16 protein-coding genes are annotated in these 17,250 nt (G+C 70.0%); 9 read left to right on the top strand and 7 right to left on the bottom strand.

Annotated features, from left to right (window positions below; genetic code table 11):
* The first annotated feature begins 266 nt into the window (after positions 1-266).
* The 9 genes from rpmH to V7E46_RS00125 all read left to right on the top strand — a co-directional run bounded on the left by rpmH (position 267) and on the right by V7E46_RS00125 (position 7,031).
* Positions 267-404 carry a 50S ribosomal protein L34 gene (rpmH, locus tag V7E46_RS00165; protein WP_030354375.1) on the top strand — a complete coding sequence of 46 codons (138 nt, stop codon included), beginning with the start codon at positions 267-269 and terminating at the stop codon, positions 402-404.
* A 19-nt stretch (positions 405-423) separates the two neighbouring features.
* Positions 424-822: a ribonuclease P protein component gene (gene rnpA, locus V7E46_RS00160; RefSeq protein WP_329176928.1), complete on the top strand. Its 399-nt coding sequence runs from the start codon at positions 424-426 to the stop codon at positions 820-822.
* Entirely contained in the window at positions 819-1,136 is a 318-nt protein-coding gene (yidD, locus tag V7E46_RS00155; protein WP_167981854.1) for a membrane protein insertion efficiency factor YidD, read from the top strand. The genes rnpA and yidD overlap by 4 nt, the downstream gene beginning before the upstream one ends.
* A gap of 2 nt (positions 1,137-1,138) precedes the next feature.
* A complete protein-coding gene (gene yidC / locus V7E46_RS00150; RefSeq protein WP_443053911.1) occupies positions 1,139-2,386 on the top strand; it encodes a membrane protein insertase YidC in 1,248 nt (415 codons plus the stop codon).
* A gap of 15 nt (positions 2,387-2,401) precedes the next feature.
* Complete coding sequence (locus tag V7E46_RS00145; protein ID WP_333766471.1) at positions 2,402-2,920, top strand: Jag family protein; 519 nt, start codon at positions 2,402-2,404, stop codon at positions 2,918-2,920.
* A gap of 223 nt (positions 2,921-3,143) precedes the next feature.
* Positions 3,144-3,887, top strand: a complete 744-nt coding sequence (gene rsmG / locus V7E46_RS00140) for a 16S rRNA (guanine(527)-N(7))-methyltransferase RsmG (protein WP_333766470.1) — start codon at positions 3,144-3,146, stop codon at positions 3,885-3,887.
* A gap of 235 nt (positions 3,888-4,122) precedes the next feature.
* Positions 4,123-5,247 carry an AAA family ATPase gene (locus tag V7E46_RS00135; RefSeq protein ID WP_329176934.1) on the top strand — a complete coding sequence of 375 codons (1,125 nt, stop codon included), beginning with the start codon at positions 4,123-4,125 and terminating at the stop codon, positions 5,245-5,247.
* Positions 5,244-6,338, top strand: coding sequence for a ParB/RepB/Spo0J family partition protein (locus V7E46_RS00130; protein WP_333766469.1), 1,095 nt, complete (start codon positions 5,244-5,246; stop codon positions 6,336-6,338). The genes V7E46_RS00135 and V7E46_RS00130 overlap by 4 nt, the downstream gene beginning before the upstream one ends.
* A gap of 75 nt (positions 6,339-6,413) precedes the next feature.
* Positions 6,414-7,031 (top strand): GNAT family N-acetyltransferase, encoded by a 618-nt coding sequence (locus V7E46_RS00125; RefSeq protein ID WP_333766468.1) that lies wholly within the window; start codon positions 6,414-6,416, stop codon positions 7,029-7,031.
* An 89-nt stretch (positions 7,032-7,120) separates the two neighbouring features.
* On the opposite strand, the gene trxA is transcribed toward V7E46_RS00125, so the two are convergent.
* The 7 genes from trxA to V7E46_RS00090 all read right to left on the bottom strand — a co-directional run bounded on the left by trxA (position 7,121) and on the right by V7E46_RS00090 (position 17,110).
* A complete protein-coding gene (gene trxA, locus V7E46_RS00120; protein WP_329176938.1) occupies positions 7,121-7,450 on the bottom strand; it encodes a thioredoxin in 330 nt (109 codons plus the stop codon).
* A gap of 43 nt (positions 7,451-7,493) precedes the next feature.
* Positions 7,494-8,444 carry a thioredoxin-disulfide reductase gene (gene trxB, locus V7E46_RS00115; RefSeq protein ID WP_329176940.1) on the bottom strand — a complete coding sequence of 317 codons (951 nt, stop codon included), beginning with the start codon at positions 8,442-8,444 and terminating at the stop codon, positions 7,494-7,496.
* 145 nt (positions 8,445-8,589) lie between these two features.
* On the bottom strand, positions 8,590-9,486 hold the full coding sequence (locus V7E46_RS00110) for an anti-sigma factor family protein (RefSeq protein WP_333766467.1): 897 nt from the start codon (positions 9,484-9,486) through the stop codon (positions 8,590-8,592).
* Positions 9,483-10,157: an RNA polymerase sigma factor SigM gene (gene sigM / locus V7E46_RS00105; protein ID WP_333766466.1), complete on the bottom strand. Its 675-nt coding sequence runs from the start codon at positions 10,155-10,157 to the stop codon at positions 9,483-9,485. The genes V7E46_RS00110 and sigM overlap by 4 nt, the downstream gene beginning before the upstream one ends.
* A gap of 43 nt (positions 10,158-10,200) precedes the next feature.
* Positions 10,201-12,123: a serine/threonine protein kinase gene (locus tag V7E46_RS00100; RefSeq protein ID WP_333766465.1), complete on the bottom strand. Its 1,923-nt coding sequence runs from the start codon at positions 12,121-12,123 to the stop codon at positions 10,201-10,203.
* 140 nt (positions 12,124-12,263) lie between these two features.
* Positions 12,264-14,732 (bottom strand): murein biosynthesis integral membrane protein MurJ, encoded by a 2,469-nt coding sequence (gene murJ / locus V7E46_RS00095; RefSeq protein ID WP_333766464.1) that lies wholly within the window; start codon positions 14,730-14,732, stop codon positions 12,264-12,266.
* A gap of 26 nt (positions 14,733-14,758) precedes the next feature.
* Positions 14,759-17,110, bottom strand: a complete 2,352-nt coding sequence (locus tag V7E46_RS00090) for a DUF6049 family protein (RefSeq protein ID WP_333766463.1) — start codon at positions 17,108-17,110, stop codon at positions 14,759-14,761.
* Between the last annotated feature and the right edge of the window lie 140 nt (positions 17,111-17,250).

Below are 17,250 nucleotides of genomic sequence, written 5' to 3'. Positions count from 1 at the left end.
TCAAGTCGTTGTCCACAGGCTGTGTACAAATGGCGGGGCCGCGCCGTCGGGTTTGACCGGATGGCCTAGCCGCACGTACCGTATCGAGGTCGAGTTGTCGATGGCTGCTGCCGCCTGCCTACCGATGGGCGAGGGTCTTCCGAAGCGCTGAACCGCTGCCAGGAGATCGTCAAGCGGTGCACCCGTTTGGTCCGCGAGCTTTTCGTGGGCGCACGGTGACAGCCAGGCGACGCCCCGCCGGACACGATCTCTCCTGGAGCCCCCGAGTGAGCAAGCGCACCTTCCAGCCGAACAACCGTCGTCGCGCCAAGACCCACGGCTTCCGCCTGCGGATGCGGACCCGTGCCGGCCGCGCGATCCTCGCGACCCGCCGCGGCAAGGGCCGCGCGCGCCTGTCCGCCTGATTGCCACAGGTCTGATGTCGTGCTGCCCACCGAGAATCGGCTGAGGCGGCGCCAGGACTTCGCGACGGCGGTTCGCCGTGGACGCCGGGCGGGCCGCCCGCTGCTGGTCGTCCATCTGCGCCGAGACGCCACCGACCCGCATGTGCCGGGGGGGAGCACTCCCCCGGCGCGTGCGGGTTTCGTCGTGAGCAAGGCGGTCGGCGGTTCGGTGCAGCGGAATCAGGTGAAGCGCAGATTGCGTCATCTGGTCCGGGCGCGTCTGTCGCTGCTGCCCCCCGGTAGCCTGGTAGTGGTACGCGCGCTTCCCGGAGCCGGGAACGCGGACCATGCACAGCTGGCCCTCGACCTGGACGCCGCACTGCAGCGGCTGCTGGGCCGTGACACCCATGGCGACGCCGAGGGGAGGGTGGCTCAATGAAATACCCGCTGCTGGCACTGATCAAGCTGTACCAGTGGACGATCAGTCCACTGCTCGGCCCGGTCTGCCGGTATTACCCGTCGTGCTCCCACTACGGGTACACCGCCATCGACCGGCATGGCGCGATCAAGGGCACCGCCCTTACCGCGTGGCGCATCCTCCGGTGCAACCCCTGGTCGCCCGGCGGAGTGGACCATGTCCCGCCGCGTAAGCGGCCGCCATGGCACGAACTGCTGCGCCGCGCACTGCGGGGCGGCTCCGACGGGCCCGTCACGCCCGAGCCCACCGGACCCTCTCACGCCCAAGGAGCCTGACCGTGGGGATCCTGAACCCCCTATACGACGCAGTGTCGTGGATCATCGTCCAGTTCCACTCGTTCTACAGCCTGATCTTCGACAAGGACAGCGGCTGGGCGTGGGGTCTGTCCATCGTCTCGCTGGTGGTCCTGATCCGGATCTGCCTGATCCCGCTGTTCGTCAAGCAGATCAAGTCCACCCGGAACATGCAGGCGCTCCAGCCGAAGATGAAGGCGATCCAGGAGCGCTACAAGAACGACCGCCAGAAGCAGTCCGAAGAGATGATGAAGCTGTACAAGGAGACGGGCACCAACCCGCTCTCCTCGTGCCTGCCGATTCTGGCGCAGTCCCCGTTCTTCTTCGCGCTCTACCACGTGCTCAGCAACATCGCCAAGGGTCACAAGGTCGGTGTCATCCACGCCGACCTGGTCACCAGCGCGCAGAACGCACACATCTTCGGCGCTCCACTGGCGGCGAAGTTCCTGGACGGTTCCACGAAGGTCCAGGCGCTGGGCGCCACGCTCACCGATGTGCGCCTCGTCACCATCATCATGATCCTCATGATGTCGGCCTCGCAGTTCTACACGCAGCGCCAGCTCATGACGAAGAACGTCGACATGACGGTGAAGACCCCGTTCATGCAGCAGCAGAAGATGCTGATGTACGTCTTCCCGGTCATCTTCGCCGTGATGGGCATCAACTTCCCGGTCGGTGTCCTCATCTACTGGCTGACCACCAACGTGTGGACCATGGGCCAGCAGATGTTCGTGATCTACCGCAACCCCACCCCCGGCAGCCTGGCCTTCCAGCAGCGCCAGGAGCGGCTGCGGGCCAAGGGCAAGCTGGTCGAGGCGCCCGAAGAGGTCGCCGCCAAGGAGGCGGTCGAGGTCGCCCGGGCCAACCGCACCCAGCCCAAGCGGCAGCCGAAGGCCAAGCGCTCCACGGGCGCCGCGGGCGGTCCCGGCTCGCCCCGGGCGGGCGGCTCTGGCAGTTCCGTCGCCGAAGGACCGGACGCCGTCGAGACGGCCGACGCGCCGGACACGGCGAAGGCTGCCGCCGGCGGTGCCAAGCCGGCCACCCCGAAGTCCGGGGGCGCCGCCAAGTCGGGCGGTGCTCCGAGGCCCGGCGGCGGCGGCAAGGGTAGTGGTGGCGCGCCACGGGCCGGTGCCCCGAGGGCGGGCGGTCAGAAGCAGGGCGGCGGCACGCAGGGCAAGCAGCCCGGCGGAGCCAAGGCCAAGCCGACCAACCTGTCGTCGAAGAAGAAGTAAGAGGAGAGTCCAGGCGTGAGCGACGTCAACACCACCACGGCACCCGACAGCGGTTCGTCCGCGACTCTGACCCGGCTGGAGCAGGAGGGCGAGATCGCGGCGGACTACCTGGAGGGGCTGCTGGACATCGCCGACCTCGACGGTGACATCGACATGGATGTCGAGGGCGAGCGTGCGTCGGTGTCGATCATCGGCGACACCTCCACCCGGGAGCTGACCAAGCTCGTCGGGCGGGACGGCGAGGTGCTGGAGGCGCTGCAGGAGCTGACCCGGCTCGCGGTGCACCGGGAGACCGGCGAGCGCAGCCGGCTGATGCTGGACATCGCCGGCTTCCGGGCCCGCAAGCGTGCCGAGCTGGCGCAGCTGGGCGCCGAGGCCGCGGCCGAGGCGAAGGAATCCGGGCAACCGGTGCAGCTGGACCCGATGACGCCGTTCGAGCGCAAGGTCGTGCACGACGCGGTGGCGGCTGCGGGGCTGCGCAGCGAATCCGAAGGCGAGGAGCCCCAGCGCCGGGTGGTCGTCCTGCCGGTCTGACCGGCTGCTCACCCGCGATCGATCGGCCCCGTCTGCTCGCAGGCGGGGCCGAAGCTTGTCAGCCTGGATACGAACGCACGCGCACCACGAACCGCGCACATGACCGAGCACCAGAGCACCAGAGCACCAGGGCACCAGAGCGCGAAAACACGAGAGCACGAGAGCACGGAGATGGACGCGCGGGCGGCGACGCTCGTGCGAGAACCGAGGAAAGGACAGTCCCGTGACGGAGGCAGCAGCGGAGCTTCCCGCGCCGCCCGAGCAGGCCGGGGCGGTGTTCGGCGACCGGTTCGCCGATGCGCTGCGCTACGCCGAGCTGCTGGCGGATGCCGGGGTGCAACGCGGTCTGATCGGTCCGCGCGAGGTGCCCCGGCTGTGGGAGCGGCATCTGCTGAACTGCGCGGTGCTCTCCGAGGTGATCGACCAGGACGTGTCGGTCTGCGATGTGGGCTCGGGCGCCGGTCTGCCCGGCATCCCGCTGGCCCTGGCCCGGCCGGACCTGGAGATCACACTGCTGGAACCGCTGCTGCGCCGCACGACCTTCCTGGAGGAGGTGGTACGGCTGCTCGGGCTGGACAACGTGACGGTGGCCCGTGGCCGCGCCGAGGAGATGCTGGGCAAGCTGCCACCGGTGGACGTGGTGACCGCTCGTGCGGTGGCGCCGCTGGAGCGGCTGGCCGGCTGGGGGCTGCCGCTGCTGCGCCCGCACGGTGAGATGGCGGTACTCAAGGGCGACACCGCCGAGGAAGAGCTGAAATCGGCCCGAGCCGCCCTCGGCCGGCTCGGCGCGGTGAACGCCTCGGTGATCCAGGTGGGCGAGGGCGTGGTCGATCCGCTGTCCACGGTGGTCCGGGTACTGGTCGGGGAGAGCCCCGGCGGGGTCCGTGCGGCCACCCGGCGGGCGAAGGCGGCCCGGGCCAGCCGGACGCCGCGCGGCGGCAGCAGCGCGGGGCGCCGACGCCGCTGACCGGTGGGTCGGAAACGGCCAAAACGTCACAATACGGAGTGTCTGCCGAAATACCGGCGTGGCGCGGCGCATCGTGTTCCACGTGAAACGTCGCTCACTGCTGCCAGGAGTCCTCAGCCGTGGCCGCGCCGCGGCCGAGGCGCGCGCCAACAAACCGACCAAGGTCAATTCGGCTGTGGATAACCGGGATTTATCCACAGCCGGCCGGGGCTCGCTGGTTCAGCACCCCTCGGGCATGGCAGGCTCTCCTCATAGCGAGCCTGAAGTCGAGGAGAGTGAGTCCTTGCGGTCCGACGCCAACATCGCGGGGCCGATGGCCGACCCGGTCCCCGGTCCCCGCTCAGCTGAATCAGCCCGGGGTCCACTTTCCGTGCCCCCGGGGTTCGGGAGCGATGTTTCACGTGAAACATTGCCTCCCATGGATGACACCCCGATCGGCCGCGCTGCCCAGATGGCCGTCGAGGCGCTGAACCGCACCGGCGAGGGATTGCCCAGGCCGGCACAGACCCGCGTGATGGTGGTCGCCAACCAGAAGGGCGGGGTCGGCAAGACCACGACCACGGTGAATCTGGCGGCTTCCCTGGCACTGCACGGCGCCCGCGTGCTGGTGATCGACCTCGACCCGCAGGGCAATGCCTCGACGGCACTGGGGATCGACCACCACTCCGAGGTGCCGTCGATTTACGACGTGCTGGTGGAGAGCAAGCCGTTGTCCGACGTGGTGCTGCCGGTGGTCGATGTGGAGGGGCTGTTCTGTGCACCGGCCACCATCGACCTGGCCGGCGCCGAGATCGAGCTGGTCTCGCTGGTGGCCCGGGAGAGTCGGCTGCTGCGGGCCATCGAGTCGTACGAGCAGCCGCTGGACTATGTCCTGATCGACTGCCCGCCCTCGCTCGGCCTCCTCACCGTCAACGCCCTGGTGGCCGGCGCCGAGGTGGTCATCCCGATCCAGTGCGAGTATTACGCGCTGGAGGGCCTGGGCCAGTTGTTGAAGAACGTGGACCTGGTCCGCGCCCACCTCAACCCGAAGCTGCACGTGTCCACCATCCTGCTGACGATGTACGACGGCAGGACCCGGCTGGCCTCCCAGGTGGCGGAGGAAGTGCGCACCCACTTCGGCAAGGAGGTGCTGCGCACCAGCATCCCGCGGTCGGTACGCATCTCCGAGGCGCCCAGCTACGGCCAGACCGTATTGACGTACGACCCGGGCTCCAGTGGTGCGCTGTCGTATCTGGAGGCCGCCCGGGAGATGGCGCTGCGCGGCGCGTCCGGTGAGATGGCCGTCGAGTACGATCCGCAGCCGCAGGGCGAACAGCACAACGAGCAGCACCCGCACAGCATGTCGGAGGGGATCCAGTGAGTGATCGACGCAGAGGGCTCGGCCGTGGTCTCGGCGCGCTGATCCCGGCCGCGCCGCAGGGAAGCAGTTCAACGTCGGGGACCGCGCCGGTCCTGGTGCCGGACCGCGGGGTCGCGGCGGCCAAGGTGGCGGGGCTGGTCGACCGCCGGCCGCCGGAGTCGGCTCCACAGACGGTGGACATCCCTGTTTCACGTGAAACAGAACCGGATCTCTCGTCGTCGCGAGTTCCGGTCGCAGGCGCCTATTTCGCCGAGCTGGAGCTCGACGCGATCACTCCCAACCCGCGGCAGCCGCGTGAGGTGTTCGACGAGGACGCGCTCAACGAGCTGATCACCTCCATCAAAGAGGTCGGCCTGCTCCAGCCGGTGGTGGTACGGCAGATCAGCGCGGACCGCTTCGAGCTGATCATGGGCGAACGCCGCTGGCGGGCCTGCCGGGAGGCCGGCCTGGAGCGGATTCCGGCGATCGTCCGGGCCACCGAGGACGAAAAGCTGCTGCTGGACGCCCTCCTGGAGAATCTGCACCGGGCGCAGCTGAACCCGCTGGAGGAAGCGGCGGCCTACGATCAGTTGCTGCGGGACTTCTCCTGCACGCATGAGCAGCTGGCCGACCGGATCGGCCGGTCCCGTTCGCAGGTCTCCAACACCCTGCGGCTGCTCAAGCTGTCGGCTCCGGTGCAGCGCCGGGTCGCCGCCGGGGTGATCTCCTTCGGGCATGCCCGGGCGCTGCTCTCGCTGGTGGACACCGACGACCAGGACAAGCTGGCGCTCCGGATCGTCGCCGAGGAACTGTCGGTCCGCACGGTCGAAGAGATCGTGAAGCTGATGAACAGCGAGCCGAAGAACGCCAGGAAGTCGGCGTCGCCGCGCGCGGGCCGCCGGGTGTCCCCGGCGCTGTCCCACCTCGCCACCCGGCTCTCCGACCGTTTCGACACCCGGGTGAAGGTCGACCTGGGCCAGAAACGGGGCAAGATCGTCGTGGAGTTCGCCTCGATAGAGGATCTGGAGCGGATCCTCGGTGCGATGGCACCGGGCGAGGGCAAGGTACTGGAGAACCGGCTGGACGACGAGGCCGAGGACGACGAGGAGTGACACCGTGGCGCCCCGGTGGTGAACACCGGGGTGCCATCGCAGTTCAGTCCGCCACAGGAATGGGGTCCTTGGCACATGGGTCGTCGGCTTGTACCGCTCACTCTGGACAACCTTCCGGACCTTCCCCGACCTTGCCGGCGCTGCGTCTTCTGGGAGCTGGACCCGGTGAGCGGTGAGGCCGCGGTGCAGGCGGGCAAGCCCGAGCTGGAGAAGGAGGCCTGGATCTCTGCGGCGCTGCTGGAGTGGGGCTCCTGCGGCCGGGTGGTCTACGTCGACGAGGTCCCCGCGGGATTCGTGCTCTACGCCCCTGCCGCCTATGTGCCGCGGTCACTGGCCTTCCCGACCAGCCCGGTGTCGGCGGACGCCGTGCAGCTGATGACCGCCCGGGTGCTGCCCGGTTATCAGGGCCAGGGCATCGGACGCGTGTTGGTGCAGACGGTCGCCAAAGACCTGGTCCGGCGGGGCTTCAAGGCGATCGAGGCGTTCGGCGACGCCAAATGGTCCGCGCCTTCCTGTGTGCTGCCGGCCGATCATCTGCTGGCCGTCGGCTTCAAGACGGTCCGCCCGCACCCACGGTATCCCCGGCTGCGGCTGGAACTGCGCTCGACGATCTCCTGGAAGGAGGACGTCGAGATGGCCATCGACCGGCTGCTGGGGGCCGTCCAGAAGGAGCCGGCCCTCCGCCCGCTCTGACGTACCCGAGCTCCCGCCCACCATCAGAAAAGGCCGGCTCCCCTCTGAGGAAGCCGGCCCTTCGGTGTTCCACGTGGAACAGTGCGTACTCAGCCGATGAAGTCGGACAGGTCGCGGACGAGCGCGGCCTTGGGCTTGGCACCGACGATCGTCTTCACGACCTCGCCGCCCTTGTAGACGTTGAGGGTCGGGATGGACATCACGCCGTACTTCGCGGCGGTCACCGGGTTCTCGTCGATGTTGAGCTTGACGATGGTGATGTCGTCCTCGTGCTCCGCCGCGATGGCTTCCAGCGACGGGGCGATCTGACGGCAGGGGCCGCACCACTCGGCCCAGAAGTCGACCAGTACGGGCTTGTCGCTGGCCAGGACCTCCTCGGCGAAGGTCGCGTCGGTCACGTGCTTGGTCTTGCCGGCCACGGCAGTCTCCTCAGGTTCGTTACGTGCGGGTGGGGGAAGGGGATCAGACAGCCTTCTCGGCGTCGCTGAGGGACGCCAGGTAGCGTTCGGCGTCCAGAGCGGCGGAGCAGCCGGTGCCAGCCGCGGTGATCGCCTGGCGGTAGGTGTGATCCACGACGTCGCCGGCGGCGAAGACACCGGTGAGGCTGGTACGGGTGCTTGGCGCCTGGACGGTGAGGTATCCCTCCGCGTCGAGGTCGAGAACGCCCTTGAAGAGCTCGGTCCTGGGGTCGTGGCCGATGGCGATGAACAGCCCGCTGACGGGCAGTTCCGAGGTCTCTCCGGTCTTGGTGTTGCGCAGGGTCAGTCCGGAGAGCTTGCCGTCGCCATGGATCTCGGACACCTCGCTGTCCCAGACGAAGGAGATCTTCGGGTCGGCGAGGGCGCGGTCCTGCATCGCCTTGGACGCCCGCAGGCTGTCCCGGCGGTGCACGATCTTCACGGACTTGGCGAACCGGGAGAGGAAGGTCGCCTCCTCCATCGCGGTGTCGCCGCCGCCGATGACGGCGATGTCGTGGTCACGGAAGAAGAAGCCGTCACAGGTGGCGCACCAGGAGACACCACGGCCGGAGAGCTGGTCCTCGTTGGGCAGGTTGAGCTTCCGGTGCTGCGACCCGGTGGTGACGATGACGGCCTTCGCCCGGTGGACGGTGCCCGCCGAGTCGGTGACGGTCTTGATGTCACCGCTGAAGTCGACCGCGACCACGTCGTCCGGGATCAGCTCGGCGCCGAACCGCTCCGCCTGGGCCCGCATGTTGTCCATCAGGTCCGGGCCGATGATGCCGTCCCGGAAGCCCGGGAAGTTCTCCACCTCGGTGGTGTTCATCAGCGCACCGCCGGCGGTGACCGAGCCCTCGAAGACCAGCGGACTGAGGGATGCGCGTGCCGTGTACAGCGCCGCGGTGTAGCCCGCGGGCCCCGAGCCGATGATGATCACGTTACGGACGTCGCTCACGGGTGTCTTCCTCGTCTCTGCGGACTGCTGTGGGGGTCCGGTCCTGGCTGGACTCTCGTCGTGCCTAACGGATCCTACGGGGCTGGCATTCCCCTGGCGGTGCGTCGCCCCACGCACACCGTTGGCGTGCCTCGCGGACGCCCGGTCAGCTCCGCGGGAAGCTGTCCTGGAAGAGCACGCTGCCCGGGACGTCGGCCGTGCACGAGGCGGTCACCACGTAGGCGTCTACCCGGTGGCTGTCGTTTGGATCCGGCAGCACCACAAGATAGGAGTCGGTGCCCTGGAAGAGTTCCCGATCGGCGGCGAGCGGTGGCTGGGTCCGTCCGGTGGCCCGGAGCACACAGGCGGGTACAGAGGTCACGGTGCCGTCGGGCGCGGCGATCCTGGCGTCCCCGTTGGTGCTCAGCATCGGGGAGGTGACCCCGCCGGGGCCGGTCTTGCCGCCCGCTCCGCCGAGTAGCCGGGCCACCTCGGAGGCCACCACGCTGGAACTTCCGCTGTTCTCACCGCCGTCCTGGGAGTTTGTCTTCCGCTGGGCGCTGTCGGCGCTGCTCATGCTGCGGGTGCTGCCGGAGGACGCCAGCTCGTAGACCGCCCCGCCCAGCGCGAGGACGGCCGCTGCCGAGGCCGCGCCGATCAGCAGCGCGCGCCGCTGCCGGCGGCCTCGGCCGGGACCGGTGGGCGCGAAAGGCCGACCAGCCGGCGCGGATGTTCCACGTGGAACACTCGCCGAGTCGCGGCTGTCCTGCGCCGGGATCGATGTTTCACGTGGAACACGCGGCAGCGCGGAGTCGAGCCGTGCCTCGGCAGCGAGTGCCGCGTCGATCCGCGCGGCGACATCCGCGGGCATCGGCTCCGGCTCCGGCAGGGCGCCCAGCAGTCCGCGGATCTCCTGGAGCGACGCCAGTACCTCGCCGCACTCCTCGCAGGACTCCACGTGGGCGCGGACCGCCGCCACCCGGTCCTCCGGCAGGATGCCTTCGGCCAGGTCGGAGATCTCCATGACCTCGGGATGCGGGTTCTGGCCCGTGGTCGATGTCATCGGTGGTCACCTCCGCCCTGTTCTGTTCCTGCCGGTGGGACGGATGTCCCCTCCGTCCGGTTCCTTCCGCCGCCCGGACCGGCGCGATCGGCGCCGCCGCCGGCCCGTAGATGCGTGAGCAGGGGCAGCAGCCGGGCGCGGCCGCGGGCGCAGCGGCTTTTGACCGTGCCCTCCGGTACGGCGAGCACCGCGGCGGCCTCCGCGACCGGATAGCCCTGCATGTCGACCAGCACCAGTGCGGCCCGCTGTTCGGCGGGCAGGGTGGCCAGGGCCGCGATGAGTTCACGGTGCAGTTCACCACGCTCCGCGGGCGCCTCGGCCGACTCGTGCGGTTCGAGGAGCGCCTCGAAATTCTCCTCGTCGGCGACCGCGGCGGTGCGCCGTGAGGCGGCCCGGCGTGCCCGGTCTAGGCAGGCGTTCACCGTGATGCGGTGCAGCCAGGTGGTGACGGCCGACTGGCCGCGAAAGGTATGTGCGGCCCGGAAGGCGGACACCAGCGCGTCCTGCACCGCGTCAGCGGCCTCCTCGCGGTCGCCCAGCGTCCGAAGGGCGACTGCCCAGAGCCGGTCGCGGTGCCTGCGGACCAGTTCGCCGAAGGCATCCGCCTCGCCCGCCACATGGCGGGCGAGCAGGTCGGCGTCGTCGGCATCGCCGAGCGGTATGCGCTCCAAGCCAGACTCCCCCGTCCGCTTCCGTTCAGCCGTGCCGGCCGCTTCAGCCCATGACGCTGATCTCCGAGATCTTGCCACGGAACCTGCCGTCGGAGTCCTTCGGGAGCTTGGTCAGCCAGACCAGCAGATAGCGGCTGGTGACCTGTCCCGCGGGCTTGAGCGTCACGTGCTGTGCGCCGGAGCCCGACGCGACCTTGCTGAAGCCCTCCAGCCGGGTCGGCCGGGTCTTGGTGCCGGAGGGCGCGGCCATCAGCGAGAGATCCGTGTCGCCGAGCACTTCGACGGTGACCGAGCTGACGCGGCGGGGGCTGCCCAGGTCGAGCACCACGCCCACGCCGGGCTTGAGCCCGCCGAGGTCGGCCCGCGCGTACCAGCTCGTCTGCCAGTACGTCCCGGGGTCGTCGTCATCGACCTTCTTGATGTCCGACGGTGTTTCACTGCCGTCACCGAGCGGATCGAAGTCCTTGACGTCGACGATCCGCAGCGGGGCGACGGGTGCCGGTGCCGGCTGCTTGTTCGGGGTCTGCGAGGTGGACGGCTTGCGCGGGGCATGGTTCTCGCGGGACTTCAGAGCGTCGGCGAGCTGCCAGCTGCCCAGCCCGATCGCGACGATCAGCAGCGCGGAGACCGCCCATTTCAGCGCGCTGCCGGTGCGGCCGGGCAGTGCGGGCGGCGGAGCGGTGAGCCGCCCGGTGGCCGGTCCCGCGACGGAGTAGCCGCTCGGCTGCTGCGGCTGCTGCTGGAAGGCGGGCTGCCGGTAGACCGGTGCGGGGTGCTCGGGCGGCCGGATCCGCGGAATGCCCGCGATGGCCTTGGCCAGCTCCTCCGTGGTGGTGCAGGGCGACTCCTCGCGGGACGCCGTCGCGCCGTCGTTGACCAGCGCACGCATCGCCACGTCGGACATGCCGCGGTGGACGCCCGCCCTCACCTGGTCGGGCGCGACCAGGCCGACGCCCTTGGGCAGCCCGGTGAGGCCGTGGGCGTCCTCCTCATAGGGCCAGCGCTGGGTGAGGGCGGCGTAGAGCAGTGCGCCGACCGCCTCGGTGTCCTGCCGCTGCGGCCGGTCGGAGTTCAGCCCGCGCAGTGCGGCGGCGACAGCCAGCCCGCGGATGCGGTACTGCCCGGAGCTGGTCCGCAGCACGGCGCCTGGGTCCAGCCGCAGATGTGCCAGTCCTTCGCGGTGGGCGGCGGCCATGCCCTGGGAGACCTGGCTGGCCATCTGGTACGCCTCGTGCGGCTCCAGCGGGCCCGCGGCCAGCAGGTCGGCGAGCGAAACGGCGTCCGGCAGCCACTCGTGGATCACATAGACCAGGTCGTCCTCCTCGACCGCGTCGAGGACCTGGACGAACCGCGGGTCGCCGAGCAGCGCGGCCGAGCGGGCGGCGGCCAGCACCTGGCGCGACCGCGGGTGGTCCGCGGGCAGCAGGTGGATGCCGACGGCCCGGCGCAGCTTCTCGTCCACCGCACGCCAGCTGCTGAATCCGTCCACCCGGGTGACGCACTCCGCGAGCTGATAGCGCCGGGCCAGCCGGTGTCCGCTGTGCAGCTCGGGCGCGCTGGGAGCGGACTTGGGCTTCGGCTCGGTGGGCTCCGGCTGTGCGGACCCGGGATTTGCGGGCTCAGGCTTCGAGCGCTCGGGCTTTGCGGCCCTGGGCTTCGAGCGCTCGGGCTTCGCCGGTTCGGTGGCGGGGGTCTCGGACGCGGAGGCTTCGGGCTCGGGGCTCTCAGGCTTCGCCGGCCGGGGCTCGGCGGTGATGGTGAGGGTCTGCGCGGTCTTCTCCGCGGCTTTTTCGGTGCTCTTCGTCCCGTTCGCTGCGTCCTGGGGTGGGGTGCCGTCGCCGGCGGTGCCGCTGTCCTGGTCGTCCGTCGTCGTGCCGTCGGGTGTGGCGCCGTCCTGCTGGGCTGCGGGCGGTGCCTCGCCGCCCTCATCGGCCACTCCGACGGCCGCCGTGCTCCGATCCGCCACCGTCGTTCCTGCCTCCCCATCCATTGCGCGATCCCACGTCGAGCCGATGACAATTGTGCCCACAGTCCGGCTGTATGCACGACACGCGGCGGGCCGCGATGGTTGCGCGGCGGCGGCCGACGGGTGGGCGGAAGTCGTGATCAGCGGCCGAGCCGCCCCCGGACCATGCCGATCATGCCGTTCAGCTCCTGGATCCGCATCCGCTTCGCGATGACCAGGAAGACTCCGCCCAGCAGGACGCCGCCGACCACCAGCGAGGCCAGCGACCCGGTCACCCCGCCGCCCAGCTTCCCGCTGACGATGTAAGCGGCGATCCCGGCGAGGGCGGCGGCCGGGATACACGCGCCGATCAGCCGGGCGTAGGTGCGGACCACCCGCCGGCCGTCCACGTCGCCGCCCAGGCGGGCCCGCAGCCGCTTGACGGCCACCCCGACGCCGACCGCGTAGGCCAGCCCGTAGGAGAAGGCCATGCCGACCACGGCCCAGCGGGCGGGCAGCGCGACGAAGCACAGGGCGGACGCCGCGGCATTGACGGTGGCCACGATCACGGTGTTGTAGAAGGGAGTGCGGGTGTCCTCGAAGGCGTAGAAGCCGCGGAGGACGACGTACTGCACGGAGTAGGGGATCAGACCGCCGCCGAAGGCCATCAGGATGAAGCCGATGTTGCGGGCGGAGCCCTCGTTGGTGCCGGCGTAGAGCACACCGCACATCGGCACGCCGAGGGCGAGGAAGGCGAAGGCGGCGGGCACGATCGCGACCGCCGAGGTGCGCAGCCCGTAGGAGATGTCGTCGCGGACCGCGTTCATGTCGCCGTCGGCGGCGGCCCGGGAGATCCGCGGCAGCACCGCCGCCATCACCGAGACGGTGATGATGGCCTGCGGCATCTGCCAGAGCAGCAGCGCGTAGTTGTAGCCGGTGATGCCGGTGCCCTGGTAGCCGCTCTTGTCGGCGTTGGCGCCCGCCCAGGTGGCGAGCTGGGTGACCACGATCAGGCCGGCCTGGTTGGCGAGGACGAACAGGAACGTCCACTTGGCCAGCTTGGCGGCCTTGCCCAGGCCGTGGCCGCGCCAGTCGAAGCGCGGCCGGAATTTGAAGCCCGCGTCCCGCAGGTAGGGCAGCATCGCCAGCGACTGCACGACCAGGCCGAGCAGGGTGCCGATGCCGAGCAGCCGGACACCCTCGGGGGTGATCGTGGTGGCGTCCAGCCGGGTGGACCCGTAGGAGCCGTAGACCCAGATGAACATCCCGAAGGTGAAGATCACCACGATGTTGTTCAGCACCGGCGTCCACATCATCGCGCCGAATTTGCCGCGCGCGTTGAGCACCTGGCCCATCACCACATGGACGCCCATGAAGAAGATGGTCGGCATGCAGTAGCGGGCGAAAGCGATGGCCACGTCGTAGGTGTCCGGGTTGTCGGCGATCTTCGCGGACATCAGCCGGACCAGCAGCGGCGCGGCGAGCACGGTGACCGCGACGATGCCGCCGAGAGCCACCATCACCACCGTCAGCAGCCGGTTGGCGTAGGCGCTGCCCCCGTCGTCGTCGTCCTTCATCGCGCGGACCAGCTGGGGCACGAACACCGAGTTGAGGCCGCCGCCGATGGTGAGGATGTAGATCATCGTCGGCAGCACGTTCGCGACCTGGTAGGAGTCGCCGAGGGTGGCCACACCGATCGCCGCGGCGATCACCAGGGTGCGGACGAAGCCGGTGACGCGGGACACCAGGGTTCCCGCCGCCATCAGGGCACTGGACTTCAGGATGCCGCCGGAGCGGGCGGCGGGCGCGGCCGCTACAGCTGCGGTGGTGCCTGTGGCGGCTGCCGGCGCCGGCCGGAGCGGGCCCGTGGTGGCCGTACCGCCTTGCTGGACGCCTTGCGGCAGCTGCCCGGGCTGCTGGTACCCCTGCGGCGGATACGGCTGCTGCTGGGGCTCCTGGTACGGCTCCTGGTAGGGCTGCTGATACGGGTAGCCGTACCGCGGATCGGCATAGCGCGGGTCGACGTACTGGGAGTCGGCGTAGTGCGGGTCCGCGTACGGCTCGCCCTGGTAGATGTCCTGGCCGTATCCCGGGTCCTGGTAGACGGGCAGCGAGAATCCCGTCGTCTCGTTGGCCGACGGCACGTGCTGATAGACCGGGTAGCCGCCCTGGCCCCCGTATCCGCCCTGCTGCGGATAGCCGCCCTGGTAGCCCCCGCCCTGCGGCGGGTAGCCCCCTTGCTGCGGATAGCCGGTCTGCTGGCCGTGGCCGTCCTGCTGCGGGTACGGCTGCTGGTAGCCGCCGGGCTGCTGGGAATACTGCTGCTGCTGGTAGCCGGCCTGCTGGCCGCCCTGCTGCTGGTCGCGGAAGAGGTGCGCGTAGGCGTCGTAGTCCTCGCCCTGCTGCGCCTGGGCCGGTTCGGGCGTGCCGATGTACTGCGTCGCCGCGTTGTCGGGGTAGGGCTGCTGTTCGTAGCCGGCCTGCTGCTGCCACTGCGCCGGATCCTGCTGCTGATACGGATCGTAGGCATACGTGTTCTGCAGATAGGGGTCGGCAGGCGCCGGACGCTGCTCGGGCGAGGGAGGCATCTGGCCCGCAGAGTCGCGATCACCGTCATACGGCGCGTTCATCAGTGCCCCACCTTATTGTCCGCCGGCTACCCGTCCACCTTCTCACCTGTTGGTGACGGCTCCCGGCTTTCCTGCCCAGTGTCAGCGGCAGGGTCACCCGGCTGCCCGGGGTCCATGCCGTCGGTCTCGTCCTCGTCGCCGTCGTCGTCGTTCCCGCCGTCGCCGCCCTCATCGTCGCCACCGCCGTCGTCCTCGGCGGTCCGCCGTTTACGTTGACGGTAGATCCGTACGCCCGCCAGCACCAGCAGGAGCAGTCCGGCTCCGATGATCAGCATCACCAGGTCGGTGACCTTGTTGACGTGGACCGCGAAGTCGACGGATTTGCCGTACACCGTCTTGTTGTCGGTGTAGAGGGCCGCGGTGATCCTGACCGAGCCGTTCGCGCTGGCGCTGGTCTGGAACTTCAGGGTACGGGTGTGGCCGCCCTCGATGGCGATCGGCTGGTCGGGGTCCTTGATCTCCAGCCGGATGCTGGCGCCCGAGGTGAGCCGCAGAATGAGGCCCTTCACCGGCTGGCCCAGCTCGTTCTTCACCGTGACCGGGATGGTGCCGCTGCGGCCCGACAGGGTCAGCGTGGTCTTCTCGATGATGTGGACCGCGCCGATCAGGTCCTGCAGGTAGAAGCCGATCGCGTCGCGGTAGGCCTTCGCGCCCGAAGGGTTGCCGCGCCAGCCGTCGGACATCGACCGCAGCACCGCGTTCCCGAAGGGCACGGTGACCCGGTCCTGCCGGGTGAGGATGACCACGAAGTTGTTCAGGCCGTTCTGGGTCTGCTGGATCTGCCGGAAGGCGGACGTGGGCAGCTCCTGCTTGCGAAGGCTGCCCGGATAGGCCCTGCTCGACGGCACCTTGTGGTTGGCATGCGCGTCGGGGTGCGCCTTGGCCGCGTCGTCGAAGCTCAGCGGGGTGGCCCAGGGGGCGACGGCGGTGTCGTGGATCGCCTCGGCCATCGCCGAGGCCTGCGCGACGGTGGGCATCCGCTGCGGGGCGACCACGACGCTGCGCTGCTTCTCCGGCGATTCCAGGGTGATCATCAAGGTCTGCGCGATGAAGTTCTGCACGGCGAGGTCGGCCCTCTGCGTGTCGGCCAGGTCGCCGGTGAAGGCGGTGGACAGCGTCGCGTCGCTGACCACCGCAGTCGTGCCGCCGCCGATCGACCGGGCCGCGTTCGGGGTGTAGCTGAGACCGTCGCCCTCGGCGAAGGTGTCGCTGCGGGCGATGATCCGCTTGGCGCCGCCCGCGCGGGCCACCGACACCACGGACGGGTCGATGGCACCGTCGACGGGCCAGGCCACATCGGCGGTCGGGTTGCCGCCGAGGATGGTCTGCGTGGTGCCCAGCCCGAGGGTGGTGCCGGTCTTGAGGTGGGTGAGGGCCCCCGGCACGCTCTGCCCGTGGTGCGCGAGCGAGGCGATGTCGGTGTCGCCGAAGGGCAGCGCGATCACCTGGTCGCCGGCGACCGCGGTCTTCAGGTCGTTCAGCCACTGTCTGGCGGCGGCGGCGCCGACGCCGGGTGTGGTCTTGGTGACATCGCCGCCGGGACCCGCGACCCGGTAGCCCTTGGTCATGAATTCGACGGTGGCGAGCAGATCGGGGTCGACGATCCAGGTCACCGGGAGATTCCTGGCCAGGTCGATCATCGCGCGCAGCCGGCCGCCGGAGGCCAGCTCGGAGGCCAGCTCGTCGTCCATGAAGATCGGGCTCTGCTGGGAGTCGGTGTCGCCGCGCGGCGCGATGTGCGACCGGTCGGTGAGCGGCCACAGATAGGTGATCCTGGTCTGTTTGGTGCCGCTGGTCGCCTCGTCGCCGTACCACGGCAGGAAGGTCCGCGTGATGCCGAGGACGTGCGTGGTGGGGTCGGCCTTCGTCCGGCCGTCCAGCGTCACGCCCAGCTGGTAGACACCGGCGTCGTCCATGTGGAGGGCGCCGACCGGGACGGTGATACTGAAGGGCGCGTGGCCGCCGGCCGGGATGTCCTGCACCGTGCTGGTGTGGCCGTCGATCTCGTCGCCGTCCTCGGCATTGCTGTACCCGGTGCGGGACGCGGCGGTCTTGATGGCGCTACGGGTCTGCAGCGCGCCGTTCCAGGGCACCCGGATGCCGACATGGGCGCCGGTGATGGCGGACTTGCCGTTGTTGGTGAGGCGGCCGGTGAGCGTGACCGTGTCGCCCTTGACCGGGATCCGCGGGGTGAGCGTGTCCACCGACACCGCGGCCGTCCGGGAGCCGGTGCCGGCCGCCGCCTGTGAGGGGGCCGCCCCGGCGGCCTGCAGCAGCCCGGTGAGCAGCGTGGCACCGGCCACCAGCGCGACGACCCGTACTGCCCGCCGCCTCGCCGGTGACGGAGGTTTCCCGGGTGACTGTGCCGCCTCGCCCACGCGTTCGCCCGTCCTCGTCGTCTGTGTTGCTGATCGTCTGTCGCCGGTGGTCCATCGGATGTGCGTGCTGGCATGTTAACGATCGGCGCTGTGTCGAAGTGCTGCGGACTGCCTCTTGGTACAACCGGGGAAACCGATGC

This window comes from Streptomyces sp. IBSBF 2435 (assembly GCF_036815005.1).
GTDB lineage: Bacteria > Actinomycetota > Actinomycetes > Streptomycetales > Streptomycetaceae > Actinacidiphila.
Note: the sequence above shows the minus strand (reverse complement) of the source record. Positions and strands in the feature narration are given on the sequence as shown.